This window comes from Brachybacterium ginsengisoli (genome assembly GCF_002407065.1).
GTDB classification, from domain to species: domain Bacteria; phylum Actinomycetota; class Actinomycetes; order Actinomycetales; family Dermabacteraceae; genus Brachybacterium; species Brachybacterium ginsengisoli.
Genome location: NZ_CP023564.1, coordinates 1,888,831 through 1,903,807 on the forward strand (window position 1 = coordinate 1,888,831; position 14,977 = coordinate 1,903,807).

The following is a 14,977-nucleotide window of genomic DNA, read 5'->3' on the forward strand; positions in this document are numbered from 1 at the left end:
TCAGTTCTCCTGGTCCGGGGCGGCGGAGCCGGCGTGCTCGCGCACCAGCGCGCGAGCCGCCTCGAGATCGTCGGGCGTGTTGAGGTTCGCCAGCGCGATGCCCTTGAGCTCGCGCTTGGCGAGGCCGGTGAGGGTCCCGGCCGGGGCCACCTCGATCATCGCGGTGACGCCGCGGTCGCGGAGGGCACCCATGCAGGCCTCCCAGTCCACCGGGGACGCGACCTGGGTGACGATCAGGTCGAGGTAGCGGGCACCGGAGGCGACGACCTCGCCGCCCGCGTTCGAGATCAGCGGGACGCTCGGGTCCGCAGGCTGGAGGCCGGGCGCGAAGGCCGCCAGCTCCTCGCGGGCACCGGCCATGTACGGAGTGTGGAAGGCACCGGCGACCTGCAGCGGGATGACCCGCGCCTTGGCGGGGCCGTCCTCGGCCAGGGCCTCGATCTGCTCGCTCGACCCGGCGGCGACCACCTGGGCCGCGGAGTTGATGTTCGCGGCGTGCAGTCCGTGGCGCTCGATGGTCGCGATGACGTCCTCGCGGGAACCGCCGACGACGGCCGCCATCGAGGTCGGCTCGGCGGCCGCGGCACGGGCCATGGCCTGCGAGCGGACGGCGACCAGGCGCATCGCGTCCTCGTCGCCGAGCACCCCGCTCAGCGCCGCGGCGGTGAGCTCGCCGACGCTGTGCCCGGCGATCGCATCGGCCGGAGCCAGGTCCTGACCCTGGTACAGCGAGGAGGCGGCGATGATGCCGGCGGCGACCAGCAGGGGCTGGGCAACCGCCGTGTCACGGATCGTGTCCGCATCGGACTCGGTGCCGTGGCGCAGCAGATCCACGCCACCGGCCTCGGACAGCGACGCCAGGGACTCCTCGACGCCGGGCAGCTCGCGCCACGGGCTCAGGAAACCGGGCTTCTGCGCCCCTTGTCCGGGACAGACGATCGCGAGCACGGGGACCTCCAAAGGGTGGGGACGGGGACGGCCCGCTCGGGTCACGAGTCGGGCCGGTTCAGGGGTGGAGCGCCGCCGGGCCGCCCGTCCCGGAGGAGGGGCGGCCCGACGGGGTGATCAGGACTCGCCGCCGAAGGAGCCGGACTGGCCGGCGTTCACGTTCGTCAGGTCGTACTTGTCGATGGCCTGGCGGACCACCGAGGGATCCACCGTGCCCTCCTTGGCGAGCAGCTGGAGGGTCTTGACGACCATCGAGTGCGCGTCGATCTTCAGGTGGCGGCGGGCGGCCGGACGGGTGTCCGAGAAGCCCCAGCCGTCGGCTCCGAGCACGCCGTAGCGGCCCGGGATCCACTCGCGGATCATGTCCGGGACCATGAAGTCGTAGTCGGAGGTCGCGACGAACGGGCCCTCGACGCCGTCCAGGCGCTGGGTGATCCACGGGGTCCGCTGATCCTCGGGGTTCAGGAGGTTGTGCTTCTCGGCCTCCTGGGCCTCCTTGCGCAGCTCCGTCCACGAGGTCACCGACCACACGTTGGCCTTCACGCCCCAGTCCTCGGCCAGCAGCTCCTGGGCGTGCTTCGCCCACGGGACGCCCACGCCGGAGGCCAGCAGCTGGGCCTCGGGGCCCTCGCCCTCGGGCTTGGGCTCCAGCAGGTACATGCCCTTGAGCAGGCCCTCGACGTCCAGGTCCTCGGGCTCCGCCGGCTGCACCATCGGCTCGTTGTAGACCGTGATGTAGTAGAAGACCTCCTGCAGGCGGTCGTCCTCGCCGTACATGCGCTGGAGACCGTCGCGGATGATGTGGCCCAGCTCGTACCCGTAGGTGGGGTCGTAGATGACCGTCCCGGGGTTCGTGGAGGCCAGGATCGGCGAGTGGCCGTCCATGTGCTGCAGGCCCTCGCCGGCGAGGGTGGTCTTGCCGGCGGTGGCGCCGATGACGAAGCCCTTGGCCATCTGGTCGCCGGCGGCCCAGAAGAAGTCGCCGGTGCGCTGGAACCCGAACATCGAGTAGAAGATGTAGAACGGGATCATCGGGAAGTCATGGGTGGCGTACGAGGTACCGGCCGCGGTGAACGCCGCGGTGGAGGAGATCTCGTTGATGCCCATGTGCTTGATCTGGCCGGAGGTGGACTCCTTGTAGGCCAGCAGCAGATCGCGGTCCACCGACAGGTAGTTCTGACCGTCGGGGTTGTAGATCTTCGCCGTCGGGAACAGCGAGTCCATGCCGAAGGTGCGGGCCTCGTCGGGAACGATCGGCACCCAGCGCTTGCCGGTCTCCTTGTCCCGCATGAGGTCCTTCAGCAGGCGCACCAGCGCCATGGTGGAGGCGATCTCCTGCTTGCCGGAGCCCCGGCGGACGACCTCGTAGGCCTTGTCGCCCGGCAGCTCGAGCGGAGCGTGCTCGGTGCGGCGCGAGGGGACCGGACCGCCGAGGGCCGCGCGGTGCTCCTTGAGGTACGTCATGACCGGCGAATCGGCCTCGGGCAGGTAGAACGGGGCGTCGTAGACGCTGCCGGACTCGAGCTGCTCGTCGCTGACCGGGATGCGCAGGGTGTCGCGCAGCGCCTTGAGGTCCTCGAGGGTGAACTTCTTCATCTGGTGGGTCGCGTTGCGGCCCGCGAAGTTCTTGCCCAGACGGTAGCCCTTGACGGTGTGGGCGAGGATCACGGTGGGCTTGCCGTTGCGCTCGGTGGCCTGCTTGAACGCTGCGTAGATCTTCTTGGTGTCGTGGCCGCCGCGGTTGAGCTTCCACCAGATGTCCTCGTCGGACATGTCCTCGACGAGGGCCTTGGTGCGCGGGTCGCGCCCGAAGAAGTTGTCGCGGATGAAGCCGCCGTTCTCCGCGCGGTAGGTCTGGTAGTCGCCGTCCGGGGTGGCGTTCATCAGGTCGATGAGCGCGCCGTCGGTGGACTGCTCGAGCAGCGGATCCCAGCCCGCGCCCCAGATCACCTTGATGACGTTCCAGCCGGCGCCGCGGAACTGGCTCTCCAGCTCCTGGATGATCTTGCCGTTGCCGCGGACGGGGCCGTCGAGGCGCTGCAGGTTGCAGTTGACGACGAAGGTGAGGTTGTCCAGGTGCTCCTTGGCGGCGATGTGCAGCGCGCCGCGGGACTCGACCTCGTCCATCTCGCCGTCTCCGAGGAACGCCCAGGTGTGCTGCTGGCTGGTGTCCTTGAGGCCGCGGTTGTCGAGGTAGCGGTCGAAGGATGCCTGCTCGATCGCGGCGACCGGGCCGATGCCCATCGAGACCGTCGGGAACTCCCAGAAGTCCTGCATCGCCCGCGGGTGCGGGTACGAGGGCATGCCGTGCTCGCTGGAGACCTCCTGGCGGAAGCCGTCGAGGTCCTCCTGGCCGAGGCGGCCCATCATGAAGGCGCGCGAGTAGATGCCGGGGGAGGCGTGGCCCTGGAAGAAGACGTGGTCACCGCCGCCGGGGTGGTTGCGACCGCGGAAGAAGTGGTTGAAGCCCACCTCGTACATGGTGGCGATCGAGGCGTAGCTCGAGAGGTGGCCGCCGACGGAGACGCCGGGGCGCTGGGAGCGGTGCACGACCATCGCCGCGTTCCAGCGGTTGATGTTGCGCAGCTCCTTCTCGAGCTCGAGGTCGCCGGGGTACTCCGGCTGCTGCTCCGCGGAGATCGTGTTCACGTAATCCGTGGTGAGCGAGTCCGGGAGGTGCAGATCCTCCTCGCGCGCATGCTGGATGAGGCTCTGGACGATCTCGGAGGCGCGGTCGGCGCCGCGCTGCTCGACGAGGCCGTCGAACGAATCCAGCCATTCCCGGGTCTCTTCAGGATCCGGGTCCTGGGCGTGGCTCGGCAGATTGATGCCGATGGGACGAGGAGTCTCGTGCGAAGTCACACTGTCCTTCTCTCTACGGGAGGCGACGGACCGGCCGTGGGAGCTGTGGAACGCCGGTGGGCCCGGCTCCTCGGCCTCGGTGCAGCAAAGCCTACCGTCGCCGTGGCCACGCGGGACCTTCACACTCCCTCCGCATCTGTGACACGCAGGACACTCGCGCCCCCGGCTCCGGCGCCCGGGGCACCCCTCCCGTGATGCACACGAGTGTTGCGTGACATAGACTCATGCGCGCGCCGCCAGGCACCGGACCTCATGTCCTCGTGCTCGCGGCGCGCACTGCAACACCCCCGTTCGTAAGGAGTCCTTTCTTGTCACCGTCGGCCGACGCCCCTTCGTCCAGCTCCCTGTCCGAGGTGCTGAACCTCACCTCGGGTCAGATCGTGCAGGAGATCGGCTACGACGACGACGTCGATCTCGATCTCCGTGAAGCCATCGAGGACCTCATCGACGGCGAGCTCGAGGACGAGGACACCCAGGAGATCGTGGATGCCGTCGTGCTGTGGTGGCGCGAGGGCGACGGTGACCTCACCGACGCCATGGTGGACACCCTGCGCAACATCGACGCCGGAGCCCCGGTGTGGGTGATGACCCCCAAGGCGGGTCGTGACGGCCACGTCATGCCCGGTGAGATCCAGGAGAGCGCCGGCATCGCCGGTCTCCGGGTCATGAGCTCCGTGAGCCTGGCACCGGACTGGACGGGCACCCGCCTGGCCAGCCGCACCAGCTGACCACGGTCACCACGGTCGTGGGGGCGGATCGCCGCCCGGGTCGTTAGCTCAGCTGGTCAGAGCGTCTGGTTTACACCCAGAAGGTCGGGGGTTCGAGCCCCTCACGACCCACCTCGACGAAGGTCCCCGGTCCTCCCGCAGGAGGTCGGGGACCTTCTCGGCTCTGTCCGCAGGGCGCGGCCACGGAGGCGACGCACCGCTGCGCCGACAGACTCTGCATGACCTGCCCCAGCCATGACCTGCCCCTGCATCGTTCCGACGGGGAGCACCCTCAGCGGGCGAAGCTCCTCCTCGTCAGCCGGTGGGGCGGCGCGCGCCCTGTGCCAGCGCGCCGCTCCCGGCTCCCGCGATGCCGCCCGGCTGCGTGCGAAGATGCTCCCCATGTCCGAGACCGGAGCGCCCACCGTCCCCCGTGCAGCCTCGCGCGCACGGGTGGAGATCATCGACTATCTGCGGCTGCTCGCCGCGATCTCGGTGATGGGCTTCCACTACCTCTACAACGGGATCAACAACGGCAAGGTCGGCAGCATCTCGCATGAGCCGATCGCGCGGATCGCCGAGCACGCGCATCTGGGCGTGAACCTCTTCTTCATGATCAGCGGCTTCGTGATCACCGCCTCGGTGCGGGGCAAGACCGCCCGGCAGTTCGCGGTGGGCAGGGCCCTGCGCCTCTACCCGGCGTTCTGGGTGGCCGTGGGGATCACCACCTTCTTCGCCCTGGTCCTCGGCGGGGAGCGGATGGGGGTGACGCCTCAGCAGGTGCTCGTGAACCTCACCATGATCCCCTCGCTGCTCGGTCAGCCCTATGTCGACGGCGTCTACTGGACGCTGCTGTACGAGCTGCAGTTCTACGTCATGGTGTTCGCGCTGGTGCTGTTCGGCCAGGGGAACCGGGTGGCCGCGCTGATGCCCGCCTGGGCGATGCTGATGCTCTACGTGACGATGATGTCCCCGCGCCTGGCGGATGACGTCCCCTACCTCGGCGGCTACTTCGTCTGGTTCGCGGCGGGCGCGATCATCTGCTCCATCGCCGAGAGCGGCTGGAGCGCCTACCGGGCGGCCGGCCTGCTGGCCGCGTACATCCCGATCTCCGATCTCGAGATCACCACCGACTCTTTGCTGAAGACCCTGGTCTTCCTCCTGATGATGACGACGCTGAGCCCGAAGGTGAGGTCCCTGCGACTGCCCGGCTCGGCGACCGCCGGCGGGCTCACCTATCCCATCTACCTGCTGCACGCCCACATCGGCTACATGCTGCTGGACACCTTCGCGACCGAGTCGAACAAGTGGGTGGCGTACGCCGCGGTGGTCGGATTCGTGCTGATCCTCGCCTACGCGCTGCACCGTCTCGTCGAGCGGCACCCGGCCTCCCGCCGGTTCTGGGCGTGGCTGCTCGGCGCGACCCTGGGACGCGCGGTGGATCTGCTGCAGAGCCTGGTGGACCGGATGAGAGCTCTGGAGGCCCGGCGCGACGCCGGGAAGGTCCCCTCGAAGCCCTGACCCGCCCTCAGCGGGTGACGGTGTAGAGCAGGATGAGCACGACGGGCACGGCGATCACTAGACAGCCCCACGTGATCGCGATGCGTCGGTCGCGCTCCTTCTCCTCGGCCGTGCGCGGCACCGGCTCGGGGCGACCGTTCGCCTCCCATTCCTCGCGCTGGGCGCGACGGCGCACGAGCAGGCGGCCGATGAGGACGACCACGGAGATCAGGATCGCTGTGAAGAGGGCGAACAGGATGAGCGTGTCGATGGCGCTGCCTCCGGAGGGTCGGGTGGTCGCCGACGAGCGGGACCGGCGGCCCGCGGGCTGATCCGCGGTGGTGTTCACAGAGTCTCATGCCCGCGTCACGCCGCCTGGACGGTTCCTATACTGGCAGGGCCGTCATGACCGGCCCGCTCCGCATCTCGCGCAGCCGGTCCCGGCCCGAGCGTAGGAGGAATCGCCCTGGTGAGTGCACCCCGCAGAGAGTTCGACGTCGAGGCGATCCGGGCGGACTTCCCGATCCTGTCCCGGATGCTCGATCCGGAGACCCCGATGATCTATCTCGACGGGGGTGCCACCTCGCAGCGTCCGCGTCAGGTCATCGACGCCGAGGTGGACTTCCTGACCCACGCCAACGCCGCCGTGAAGCGCGGCGCCCACCGCATGGCGGGGGAGGCGACCGACGCCTACGAGGGAGCCCGGGAACGCATCGCCGACTTCCTCGGCGCGCCCTCGCCGGACGAGGTGGTCTTCACCCGCAACGCGACCGAGGCGCTGAACCTCGTGGTCCACTCGCTGGGCAGCGGCGACTCCTCGACCCCGGAGCGCCTGCGGGTGCGCGAGGGCGACGAGATCCTCGTGACCGAGATGGAGCACCACGCGAACCTCGTGCCCTGGCAGGAGCTGGCTCGCCGCACCGGGGCCACCCTGCGCTGGATCCCGCTCGCGGAGGATTTCACCCTCGACCTCAGCGGGCTCGACGATCTCATCACGAGCCGCACAAAGGGTCGTCGCCTTCACGCATCAGTCCAACGTGCTCGGCACGATCAATCCCGTGACGACGCTGGTCGAGGCGGCCCGGGCCGTCGGCGCCCTGACCGTCCTGGACGCCGCGCAGTCCGCCCCGCACATGCCCTTCGACGTCGCCGCGCTCGGGGTCGACCTGGTGGCGCTGTCCGGGCACAAGATGCTCGGCCCCACCGGCATCGGAGTGCTGTGGGGCCGCTACGAGCTGCTCGCCGAGATGCCGCCCTTCCTCACCGGCGGCTCCATGATCGAGGTCGTCCACATGGACCACAGCACCTACGCCGAGCCGCCCGCCCGCTTCGAGGCCGGCACCCCGCCGATCTCCCAGGCCGTCGGGCTCGCCGCCGCCTGCGACTACCTCGACACGCTCGGCATGGAGCAGGTCGCCGCGCATGAACAGGCGCTCACCCAGCGCGCCCTGACCGGTCTCGCGGCCCTCAACGGCGTGCGCATCATCGGGCCCGCCGCCGGCCCGGAGCGTGCCGGAGCGGTGGCCTTCGACGTCGCCGGTCGCCACCCGCACGATGTCGGCCAGGTACTGGACTCGCTCGGCCTCGAGGTGCGCGTGGGCCACCACTGCGCCTGGCCCCTGCACCGCCGCTACGGGCTGCACGGCACCACCCGCGCCAGCTTCTCCGTCCACACCACCGCCGACGAGGTCGACGCCCTCGTCGCCGGCGTCGCCCACACCGTCGAGTTCTTCAGGTCCTTCTCATGAGCAGCCCTCTCTCCTCCCTGTACACCGAGCTGGTCATCGAGCATGACAAGCGCCCCCTCCACGCAGGGCTGCGCGAGCCCTTCGGCGCCGAGGTCCATCACGTGAACCCGACCTGCGGTGACGAGATCACCCTGCGTCTCCAGCTCTCCCAGGACGGCACGGAGCGGATCGAGGACGTCTCCTACGACGCGATCGGCTGCGCCATGAGCCGCGCCTCCGCCTCGATCATGGCGGACCTGCTGATCGGGCGGTCCGTCGCCGAGATCGAGCCGGTCCAGTCCCATGTGGACGAGGTGATGCGCTCCCGCGGTCGCCTCGAGGGCGACGAGGAGATCATCGGCGACGGGGTCGCGCTCGTGGGAGCGGCGAAGTTCCCGGCACGCGTGAAGTGCGTGCTGATGCCGTGGAAGGCCTACCAGGCCGCGCTGATCGAGACCCGCGCCCTGGGGGCATGACCATGGCCGACGTACACAGGAGTCCTCAGGATCCCTCCGCCGCCGGGGCGAGCGTCGACTCGGTCCTGGGCGTCCTCGAGGCGGCCTATCCGCTGGACTGGGCCGAGTCCTGGGACCGGGTGGGGCTGGTGCTGGGGGAGCGCGCGGCCGCGGTGAGCCGGGTCCTGCTCGCGGTGGATCCGACCGTGGCCGTGGCCCGTGAGGCGGTCGAGCTCGGGGCGGATCTGCTGATCACCCACCACCCGCTGCTGCTGCGCGGAGCGAACTTCCTGCCCGCCGATGACGGCAAGGGGGCCGTGGTCACCCACCTCCTCCGCCACGGCACCGCGCTGTGGTGCGGCCATACCAATGTGGACCGCTCCACCCGCGGAACCGTCGGCGCGTGGCTCTCGCTGCTGGATCTGCAGGACGCCCGCCCGCTGCTGCCGGGCGAGCCATCGGCCGCGGCCGCCCACGGCTCGGAGCGTTTCGGCCTCGGCGCGGTCGGAACGCTGCCGGAGCCGACGACCGTGGGCGCGCTGACCGCGGCGATCGCCGCGGAGGTGCCCGCCACGGCCCAGGGGATCCTGCACACCGGCGACGCGGCCCGCGAGGTGCGCACGGTGGCCGTCTGTCCCGGAGCCGGGGACTCGTTCCTCGACGCCGCCGTCGACACCGGGGCGGATGTCTACATCACCTCGGACCTGCGCCATCATCCGGCGCTCGAACATCTCGAATCCGCGGCCGATCCGGCGGCCGTGCCGGCGCTGATCGACGTCCCGCACGCCGCGAGCGAGGCGCTCTGGCTCCCGCTCGCGCGGGAGCTGCTCACCTCGGCCGTGCCCGGTCTCGAGGTGCACCTCAGCGCGCACACGACGGACCCCTGGGGCGGCCGGGCGGGCTGAGCTCCGCGTCGGTCGACTCCTGGGTCGTCAGGCGGCTCCGCCGGAGCGTTCAGCCCACGCGGTCGACCACGACCAGGCGATCGCCGTCGAGCTCGACCTGCAGGCCGTCTCCGAGCCCGTCACCGACGATCTCTCTCGCCTCCTGCGCCGTCGCCGGGGACTGGTCCGCCTCCAGCAGCACCTGCGTGACGAGGCCGCGATAGCGCTTGGCGTCGTGGGAGATCACCTTGCGCACCCCGGAGCGCTCCTGCACCGGCGCCACCTCGAGCACGCGCACCCCGTCACCGCTCCGCAGCGACATCATCGAGCGGTACCCGCCGGAGCGGCAGTCGATGACCAGAGGAGAGGCGCCCCGGGCCTGCTCGGCGAGCAGCCCCGGCGCGAGGGGGCGGAGCTGGCGACCCCACCACGATCCCGCCTTCCCCAGACGCGAGAGCGTGGAGCCGGAGGAGAGCCGATACGCGGGGATGCGGTCGTGGAAGGCGTCGACCAGCCCGAACAGCGCGCTCTGGATCCGTACCTGACGGTCCTCGGCTGGGGCGAGATCGCTCGTGAGCTGGTCGTAGAGGACCCCGGAGTACACCGCCAGCGGTGCGGCGGTCGGCTCCTGGTCGAGGTGCAGCATGCGCCCCACCAGCTCCGGAGCGGAGGTGGGGACGCCGAGTCGGTCGGCCGCCTCCGGCCCGGCGGCCGTGCGCTGGGCGGCACGCAGCACGGTGCGACGTGCCTCGCCGAGCTGCGGCAGGGACATCGTCTCCAGATCCAGGGGCGCGCCGTCGACCTCCGTGGGGCGGGTCTTCGTCTCCGAGGGCGGCAGCAGGATGAGCATCCGTCCATTCTGGGCGTTCGGGCCGCACGGGCCGGGATCGGTCCGGGGAGACCTTGCGCACGTCGTCGCTAAGGAGCGGAGGACCGGGGGAGCGCGCACCGCGCGGCGACGTAGGATGCTCCCGGACCAGTCGGCCGGGCAGCCGCGTCCTCGGAGCTCCGGCTCCGGGGCCGAGGAAAGTCCGGGCTCCATCCGGCACGGTGGTGGGTAACGCCCACCCGGAGTGATCCGCGGGACAGTGCCACAGAGAGCAGACCGCCGCCGCACCCCTCGGGGCGCGGCGGTAAGGGTGAAAGGGTGGTGTAAGAGACCACCGCGGCCTCGGTGACGAGGTCGGCACGGTAAACCCCACCGGGAGCAAGGTCAGACAGGGAACGTTCGAGGGCGCCGGCCCGAGTTCCCGGGTGGACCGCTGGAGGTCGTCGGCAACGGCGACCCGAGAAGGATGGCTGCCGATCACAGAACCCGGCTTACAGGCCGGCTGGTCCGCCCCCGCACCCTCCAGGGTGCGGGAGGCGGCGCGCCGACGCCCTACTTCGCGGCGCCGCGCTCGGCCTGCTCCTTCTTGGACGCCTTCTTCTCCGCCTTCTCGGCGGACTTCCTCTCGGCCTTCTGGAGCGCCTTCTCCTCACGATGGGCCATCACGGCAGCGCCCACGATCCCGGCCTCGTTGCGCAGCTTCGCCGGCACGATCTCGGTGTTCAGATCCAGCAGCGGCAGGAACTTCTGATGCTTCTTGGAGACCCCGCCGCCCACGATGATGCGGGTGGGGCTGAAGAGGAAGTCCACGTGGGCGAAGTACTCCTGGAGACGGCCGGCCCAGGTCTCCCAGTCCAGGTCCTCCTTCTCCCGCACGGAGCTGGCCATGTAGTGCTCGGCGTCGTCCCCGTGCAGCAGCAGGTGCCCCAGCTCGGTGTTGGGCACGAGGGTGCCGTCGACGAAGGTCGCGCTGCCCACGCCCGTGCCGAGGGTGATCACCATGACCACGCCGGAGGTGCCGCGGCCGGCGCCGAACTTCATCTCGGCGATCCCGGCGGCGTCGGCGTCGTTGACCACGAAGACGTCGTGCCCGGTGCGCTCGGTGAGCAGCGCGTCCACGTCGGTGCCGATCCAGGACTTGTCGACGTTCGCGGCGGTCAGCGCCACGCCGGCCTGGATCACGGCCGGGAAGGTGACGCCCACGGGAGTGTCCGCGTCGAGGTCGAAGGAGCGGATCAGCTCGGCGACGGTGTCCGCGACCGCGTCGGGGGTGGAGGGCTGGGGGGTGGCGATCCGCACCCGGTCCGCGGCGAGCTCGCCGGTGGACAGATCCACCGGGGCGCCCTTGATGCCGCTCCCGCCGATGTCGATCCCGAAGGCCTTCTTGCTCATCGCATCTCCTGTGTGCCGTGGCGGGCGAGGGATCGCCCTGCAGGTGGGGCACCGACAGCGACGGTGCTCACGGCGGCCCAGGATACCCGCGCCCTCTCGGTCGCGACGCGGTGTTCAGCCTGCGGGCTCAGACCACCGTGAGCAGCTCGGGCCCGTCGGCGGTCATCAGCATGGTGTGCTCGAACTGGGCGGAGAAGGAGCGGTCCTTCGTCACGACGGTCCAGCCGTCGTCCCACTGCTCCCAGGCCTGCGATCCCAGCGTCACCATCGGCTCGATCGTGAAGGTCATGCCCTCCTCGATCATGTCGTCGAACATCGGCGCCGAGTCGTAGTGGGGGATGATCAGGCCGTTGTGGAAGCCCTCGGCGACGCCGTGGCCGGTGTAGTCCTGCACCGACTCCATCCCGTGGCGGGCCACGAACTTCTCGATGACCCGTCCGATCACGTTCACCTCGCGGCCCGGGCGGGCCACCTTCACGCCGCGCATCATCGCGTCGTATGCCTTCTCGACGAGGTCCTGGGCGCGCGGGTGGACGTCGCCCACCAGGAAGGTCGCGTTGCAGTCCCCGTGGACCCCGTGCAGGTATGCGGTGACGTCGACGTTGAGGATGTCGCCGGACTCCATGACGGTGGAGTCGGGGATGCCGTGGCAGATGACCTCGTTCAGGCTCGTGCAGCAGGACTTCTCGAAGCCCAGGTAGCCGAGCGTGGACGGGTAGGCGCCGTTCTGCAGGAGGACGTCGTGGACGACCGCATCGATGTGATCGGTGGTCACGCCGGGCTGCGCGGCCTCGCCGGCGGCCTGGAGCGCCAGCGCGGCGATGCGGGAGGCCTCGCGCACGCGGGCGATGACATCCGCGCTCTGGACGTACGGCCCGGTGTCCGAGACGGCCTCGTCCCTGCCCACGTACTCGGGGCGCTCGATCGCGGCGGGCACGCTGCGTCGGGGGCCGATCGTGCCGGGCACGAGCTCCGCGCGTCCTTCAGGACGGATCCATTCCTGCTCTACAGTCATGCTCACCAGTCTCTCACCGACTACGAAGGAGACCGACGTGACCGAGGGCACGCAGTTCTACTACAACGTCAGCACCGGCGCCGTGGAGGAGGGGCAGCAGTCCTCCGGCACGGAGCTGATGGGTCCGTACGCGACCCGCGAGGAGGCCTCCCGTGCGCTGAGCACCGCGGCCGAGCGCAACAAGTCCTGGGACGAGGAGAACCAGGACTGGGAGGACTACGGCTCCGGCACGACGCCCACGAGCTGAGCGCGCGAGGGCCTGCTCGGACGTGAGTCCTCAGTCGAAGGAGTGCTCGGGTCCGGGGTAGGCGCGCTCGCCCACCTCGGCCCGGTACTCCCGGGCGGCCTGCTCGAGCTGTCCGCGCAGATCCGCGAAGGCCTTGACGAACTTCCCACGGAAGCCGGAGAGGCCCGCCATGTCCTGCCACACCAGCACCTGGCCGTCGCACCGCGGGCCGGCGCCGATGCCGATCGTGGGGACGTCCAGCGCGGCGGTCACCTCGGCGGCGACGGCCGCCGGCACGAGCTCGAGGACGATCGCCGATGCCCCGGCGGCCTGCAGCGCGAGCGCGTCCTCGCGCAGCTTCCGCGCCGAGGCCTCGTCCCGCCCCTGGATCCGGTGACCCGAGAGGGAGTTGACGGACTGCGGCGTGAAGCCCAGATGCCCGAGCACCGGGATCCCGGCATCCACCAGAGCGCGGACCTGTGCGGTGATCTCCGCGCCGCCTTCGAGCTTGACCGCCTCCGCGCCCGCGCGCACGAGCTCCACGCCGTGCCGCAGCGCCTCGGCCGGGCCGCTCTCGTAGGTCCCGAACGCGAGATCTGCGACCACCAGCGGACGGGTCACGCTGCGCGCGACGGCGCCCGTGAAGGTGAGCATGTCCTGATGGGTGGTGGAGGTGGTGGAGGTGTGCCCCAGCACCGTGGTTCCCACCGAGTCGCCCACCAGGAGCACCTCCACGCCGGCGGCCTCGAAGGCCTGCGCGGAGAACTGGTCGTAGGCGGTGAGCATCGAGAACGGGCGCCCCTGCTGCTTCGCCAGCTGCAGGTGACGAAGCCGGATCTTCGCCGGTCCGGCGGTGCCGGGGGTGGACTCAGTGCTCACAGGATGCTCCTGGCGGTGAACGGGACGACGGGGATGCCGACCCAGCCTATCGTCGCCCGCCGACCGGTCGTGGCGCGGGCAGGATGGCCGCCACCAGCGGCGCGGATATGCCACTCTGGTGCCCTGCATCGCACGGCGACCTGTGAGGAGGGCGGTCATGACCACGACGCGCATGGTCCTGCGAGGTGCCGCTTCCGCCCTGGCGGCCGCAGCGCTGCTGGTCGGCGCGACGGCCTGCACCGACGACGAGGGGGACGAGCCGTCGGAGACCGGCACCGCGCAGGAGGCCGATCCGTCGGACAGCGGGAGCACCGACCCGGAGGAGAGCGGCACGGCGAGCGACGGCGGCGGCGACAGCCCCTTCAGCCGCGACGAGCTCGATGCGGCCTCCGCTCGATTCGTGGACATCCTCCAGGTGCTCGACGACGGTGACTGGGAGGCCGCCTGCGGCATGGTCCTGGACCCCACCACCGGAGCCGCCCCGGAGGGTGATCGGCTCCAGGAGTGCGTGGACGGCGTGGAGTCCGAGCTCGGAGGACGCTCCGACCTCGTCGATCCCGGCGCCTTCGACTCGATGGACGCCTCGATGGTCGAGGCCGAGGACACCGGGGACGGAACCGTCGCCCTCAGCGTGCTCGGCAACGACCTGGACATCCCGATGGCACCCGGCGACGACGGCCGGTGGTACCTCGTCATCCCGTTCTGATCCACGGACCTCCAGCTCATGGGGAGAACTCCCCAGTGACGCGGGGCGCGACCTGTGAAAAGGTAAGGACCATCGACAGAGGGTGCGTGTCGATCCGACACCATGACATCAGAGGGAGAACACACGATGACTTCGATCATGCGCAGGACCGTCCGGGGAGCCGCTACGGGGCTGGGGGCCCTGGCGCTCGTCGCCGGCACCGCCGCATGCGGCGGCCTGATCCCCGGCGGCGACGATGAGCAGGACACCGGCGGGACCAGCTCCGAAGAGGACGACAAGGGTGGTGACGACACCGAGTCCGGGAAGGACGAGGAGAGCACCGAGGAGACCGACGCGGAGGAGAGCGAAGCCGAGGACGCCGGCGAGGGCGCCCAGGAGGAGGCCGCGGACGGCGCCGAGGACGAGGGCTCCGCAGCTGGCGAGGGTGCCTCCGACGAGGGCGCCGACGAGGCGGCGTCCTCGGAGCCTCTCTCCGAGGAGGACCTCACCGCCGTGGGCGATGTGTACTACGAGTTCATGCAGGCCGCCGTCGCGAAGGACGGCGAGGCCGCCTGCAGCCTCATCACCAACCCGATGACCAACGAGCCGCTCTCCGGCGCGGCGCTCTCCGGATGCGCCGAGGGCTTCGAAGGCGAGGCCGAGAACGGCGAGATCGATCCCGAGATGGCCGAGATGCTCGACCGCTCGATGATCGAGGGCGTGGACAACGGTGACGGCACCGCCGGCGCGACCCTGATGGGGTCGGACGCCGGGGTCACCATGATCAAGGCCAGCGACGGCAAGTGGTACATCGACGGCAGCAAGGTCTGATCCGACCAGCTCCCGATCCGAGGCCGCCCCGGCATCC

Annotated in this window: 14 protein-coding genes, 1 tRNA gene, 1 other RNA gene and 1 pseudogene; 10 read left to right on the forward strand and 7 right to left on the reverse strand. The window is 70.5% G+C overall.

Annotated features, from left to right (window positions below; genetic code table 11):
• Both CFK41_RS08390 and aceE read right to left on the reverse strand, forming a co-directional pair.
• Entirely contained in the window at window positions 1-948 is a 948-nt protein-coding gene (locus CFK41_RS08390) for an ACP S-malonyltransferase (protein ID WP_096799249.1), read from the reverse strand.
• 117 nt (window positions 949-1,065) lie between these two features.
• Window positions 1,066-3,810 carry a pyruvate dehydrogenase (acetyl-transferring), homodimeric type gene (aceE, locus tag CFK41_RS08395; RefSeq protein ID WP_096799250.1) on the reverse strand — a complete coding sequence of 915 codons (2,745 nt, stop codon included), beginning with the start codon at window positions 3,808-3,810 and terminating at the stop codon, window positions 1,066-1,068.
• 308 nt (window positions 3,811-4,118) lie between these two features.
• On the opposite strand from aceE, the gene CFK41_RS08400 reads away from it, so the two are divergent.
• The 3 genes from CFK41_RS08400 (at window position 4,119) to CFK41_RS08410 (ending at window position 6,038) form a co-directional block, all read left to right on the forward strand.
• Window positions 4,119-4,538: a DUF3052 domain-containing protein gene (locus CFK41_RS08400; RefSeq protein WP_096799251.1), complete on the forward strand. Its 420-nt coding sequence runs from the start codon at window positions 4,119-4,121 to the stop codon at window positions 4,536-4,538.
• A 37-nt stretch (window positions 4,539-4,575) separates the two neighbouring features.
• Window positions 4,576-4,649, forward strand: a tRNA-Val gene (locus CFK41_RS08405).
• A gap of 270 nt (window positions 4,650-4,919) precedes the next feature.
• The gene (locus CFK41_RS08410; RefSeq protein ID WP_169928804.1) at window positions 4,920-6,038 is read left to right on the forward strand and encodes an acyltransferase family protein; all 1,119 of its coding nucleotides are present in this window, start codon (window positions 4,920-4,922) and stop codon (window positions 6,036-6,038) included.
• Window positions 6,039-6,045: 7 nt separating this feature from the next.
• Here CFK41_RS08410 and CFK41_RS08415 read toward each other — a convergent pair whose 3' ends face one another.
• Complete coding sequence (locus tag CFK41_RS08415; RefSeq protein ID WP_227873264.1) at window positions 6,046-6,366, reverse strand: hypothetical protein; 321 nt, start codon at window positions 6,364-6,366, stop codon at window positions 6,046-6,048.
• A gap of 120 nt (window positions 6,367-6,486) precedes the next feature.
• Between CFK41_RS08415 and CFK41_RS08420 the strand changes: the two are divergent.
• The 3 genes and pseudogenes from CFK41_RS08420 to CFK41_RS08430 all read left to right on the forward strand — a co-directional run bounded on the left by CFK41_RS08420 (window position 6,487) and on the right by CFK41_RS08430 (window position 9,104).
• Window positions 6,487-7,765: pseudogene (locus tag CFK41_RS08420) on the forward strand (aminotransferase class V-fold PLP-dependent enzyme).
• Window positions 7,762-8,220, forward strand: coding sequence for a Fe-S cluster assembly sulfur transfer protein SufU (gene sufU, locus CFK41_RS08425; protein WP_096799253.1), 459 nt, complete (start codon window positions 7,762-7,764; stop codon window positions 8,218-8,220). Before CFK41_RS08420 ends, sufU begins: the two are co-directional and overlap by 4 nt.
• 2 nt (window positions 8,221-8,222) lie before the next feature.
• Entirely contained in the window at window positions 8,223-9,104 is an 882-nt protein-coding gene (locus CFK41_RS08430) for a Nif3-like dinuclear metal center hexameric protein (RefSeq protein ID WP_096799254.1), read from the forward strand.
• A gap of 49 nt (window positions 9,105-9,153) precedes the next feature.
• Here CFK41_RS08430 and CFK41_RS08435 read toward each other — a convergent pair whose 3' ends face one another.
• The gene (locus CFK41_RS08435; RefSeq protein WP_096799255.1) at window positions 9,154-9,933 is read right to left on the reverse strand and encodes a YaaA family protein; all 780 of its coding nucleotides are present in this window, start codon (window positions 9,931-9,933) and stop codon (window positions 9,154-9,156) included.
• Window positions 9,934-10,059: 126 nt separating this feature from the next.
• Here CFK41_RS08435 and rnpB point away from each other — a divergent pair.
• An RNA gene (gene rnpB / locus CFK41_RS08440) (RNase P RNA component class A) lies at window positions 10,060-10,422 on the forward strand.
• Between the two features lie 42 nt (window positions 10,423-10,464).
• On the opposite strand, the gene ppgK is transcribed toward rnpB, so the two are convergent.
• Both ppgK and map read right to left on the reverse strand, forming a co-directional pair.
• Window positions 10,465-11,304 carry a polyphosphate--glucose phosphotransferase gene (ppgK, locus tag CFK41_RS08445; RefSeq protein WP_096799256.1) on the reverse strand — a complete coding sequence of 280 codons (840 nt, stop codon included), beginning with the start codon at window positions 11,302-11,304 and terminating at the stop codon, window positions 10,465-10,467.
• 127 nt (window positions 11,305-11,431) lie between these two features.
• Window positions 11,432-12,319, reverse strand: a complete 888-nt coding sequence (gene map / locus CFK41_RS08450; RefSeq protein ID WP_096799257.1) for a type I methionyl aminopeptidase — start codon at window positions 12,317-12,319, stop codon at window positions 11,432-11,434.
• Between the two features lie 37 nt (window positions 12,320-12,356).
• Between map and CFK41_RS08455 the strand changes: the two genes are divergently transcribed.
• Window positions 12,357-12,566 (forward strand): hypothetical protein, encoded by a 210-nt coding sequence (locus CFK41_RS08455; RefSeq protein ID WP_096799258.1) that lies wholly within the window; start codon window positions 12,357-12,359, stop codon window positions 12,564-12,566.
• Window positions 12,567-12,596: 30 nt separating this feature from the next.
• Here CFK41_RS08455 and panB read toward each other — a convergent pair whose 3' ends face one another.
• Window positions 12,597-13,424, reverse strand: coding sequence for a 3-methyl-2-oxobutanoate hydroxymethyltransferase (gene panB / locus CFK41_RS08460; protein ID WP_227873265.1), 828 nt, complete (start codon window positions 13,422-13,424; stop codon window positions 12,597-12,599).
• Window positions 13,425-13,581: 157 nt separating this feature from the next.
• Between panB and CFK41_RS08465 the strand changes: the two genes are divergently transcribed.
• On the forward strand, window positions 13,582-14,130 hold the full coding sequence (locus tag CFK41_RS08465; protein ID WP_151904713.1) for a hypothetical protein: 549 nt from the start codon (window positions 13,582-13,584) through the stop codon (window positions 14,128-14,130).
• A gap of 126 nt (window positions 14,131-14,256) precedes the next feature.
• Window positions 14,257-14,940 carry a hypothetical protein gene (locus CFK41_RS08470; RefSeq protein ID WP_096799259.1) on the forward strand — a complete coding sequence of 228 codons (684 nt, stop codon included), beginning with the start codon at window positions 14,257-14,259 and terminating at the stop codon, window positions 14,938-14,940.
• Window positions 14,941-14,977 lie beyond the last annotated feature (37 nt).

Coding starts and splice junctions, on each gene's coding strand:
- CFK41_RS08470 (WP_096799259.1), top strand. CDS start 14,257: ATGACTTCGATCATGCGCAGGACCGTCCGGGGAGCCGCTACGGGGCTG.
- CFK41_RS08430 (WP_096799254.1), top strand. CDS start 8,223: ATGGCCGACGTACACAGGAGTCCTCAGGATCCCTCCGCCGCCGGGGCG.
- CFK41_RS08410 (WP_169928804.1), top strand. CDS start 4,920: ATGTCCGAGACCGGAGCGCCCACCGTCCCCCGTGCAGCCTCGCGCGCA.
- map (WP_096799257.1), bottom strand. CDS start 12,319: ATGACTGTAGAGCAGGAATGGATCCGTCCTGAAGGACGCGCGGAGCTC.
- sufU (WP_096799253.1), top strand. CDS start 7,762: ATGAGCAGCCCTCTCTCCTCCCTGTACACCGAGCTGGTCATCGAGCAT.
- CFK41_RS08465 (WP_151904713.1), top strand. CDS start 13,582: ATGACCACGACGCGCATGGTCCTGCGAGGTGCCGCTTCCGCCCTGGCG.
- CFK41_RS08435 (WP_096799255.1), bottom strand. CDS start 9,933: ATGCTCATCCTGCTGCCGCCCTCGGAGACGAAGACCCGCCCCACGGAG.
- ppgK (WP_096799256.1), bottom strand. CDS start 11,304: ATGAGCAAGAAGGCCTTCGGGATCGACATCGGCGGGAGCGGCATCAAG.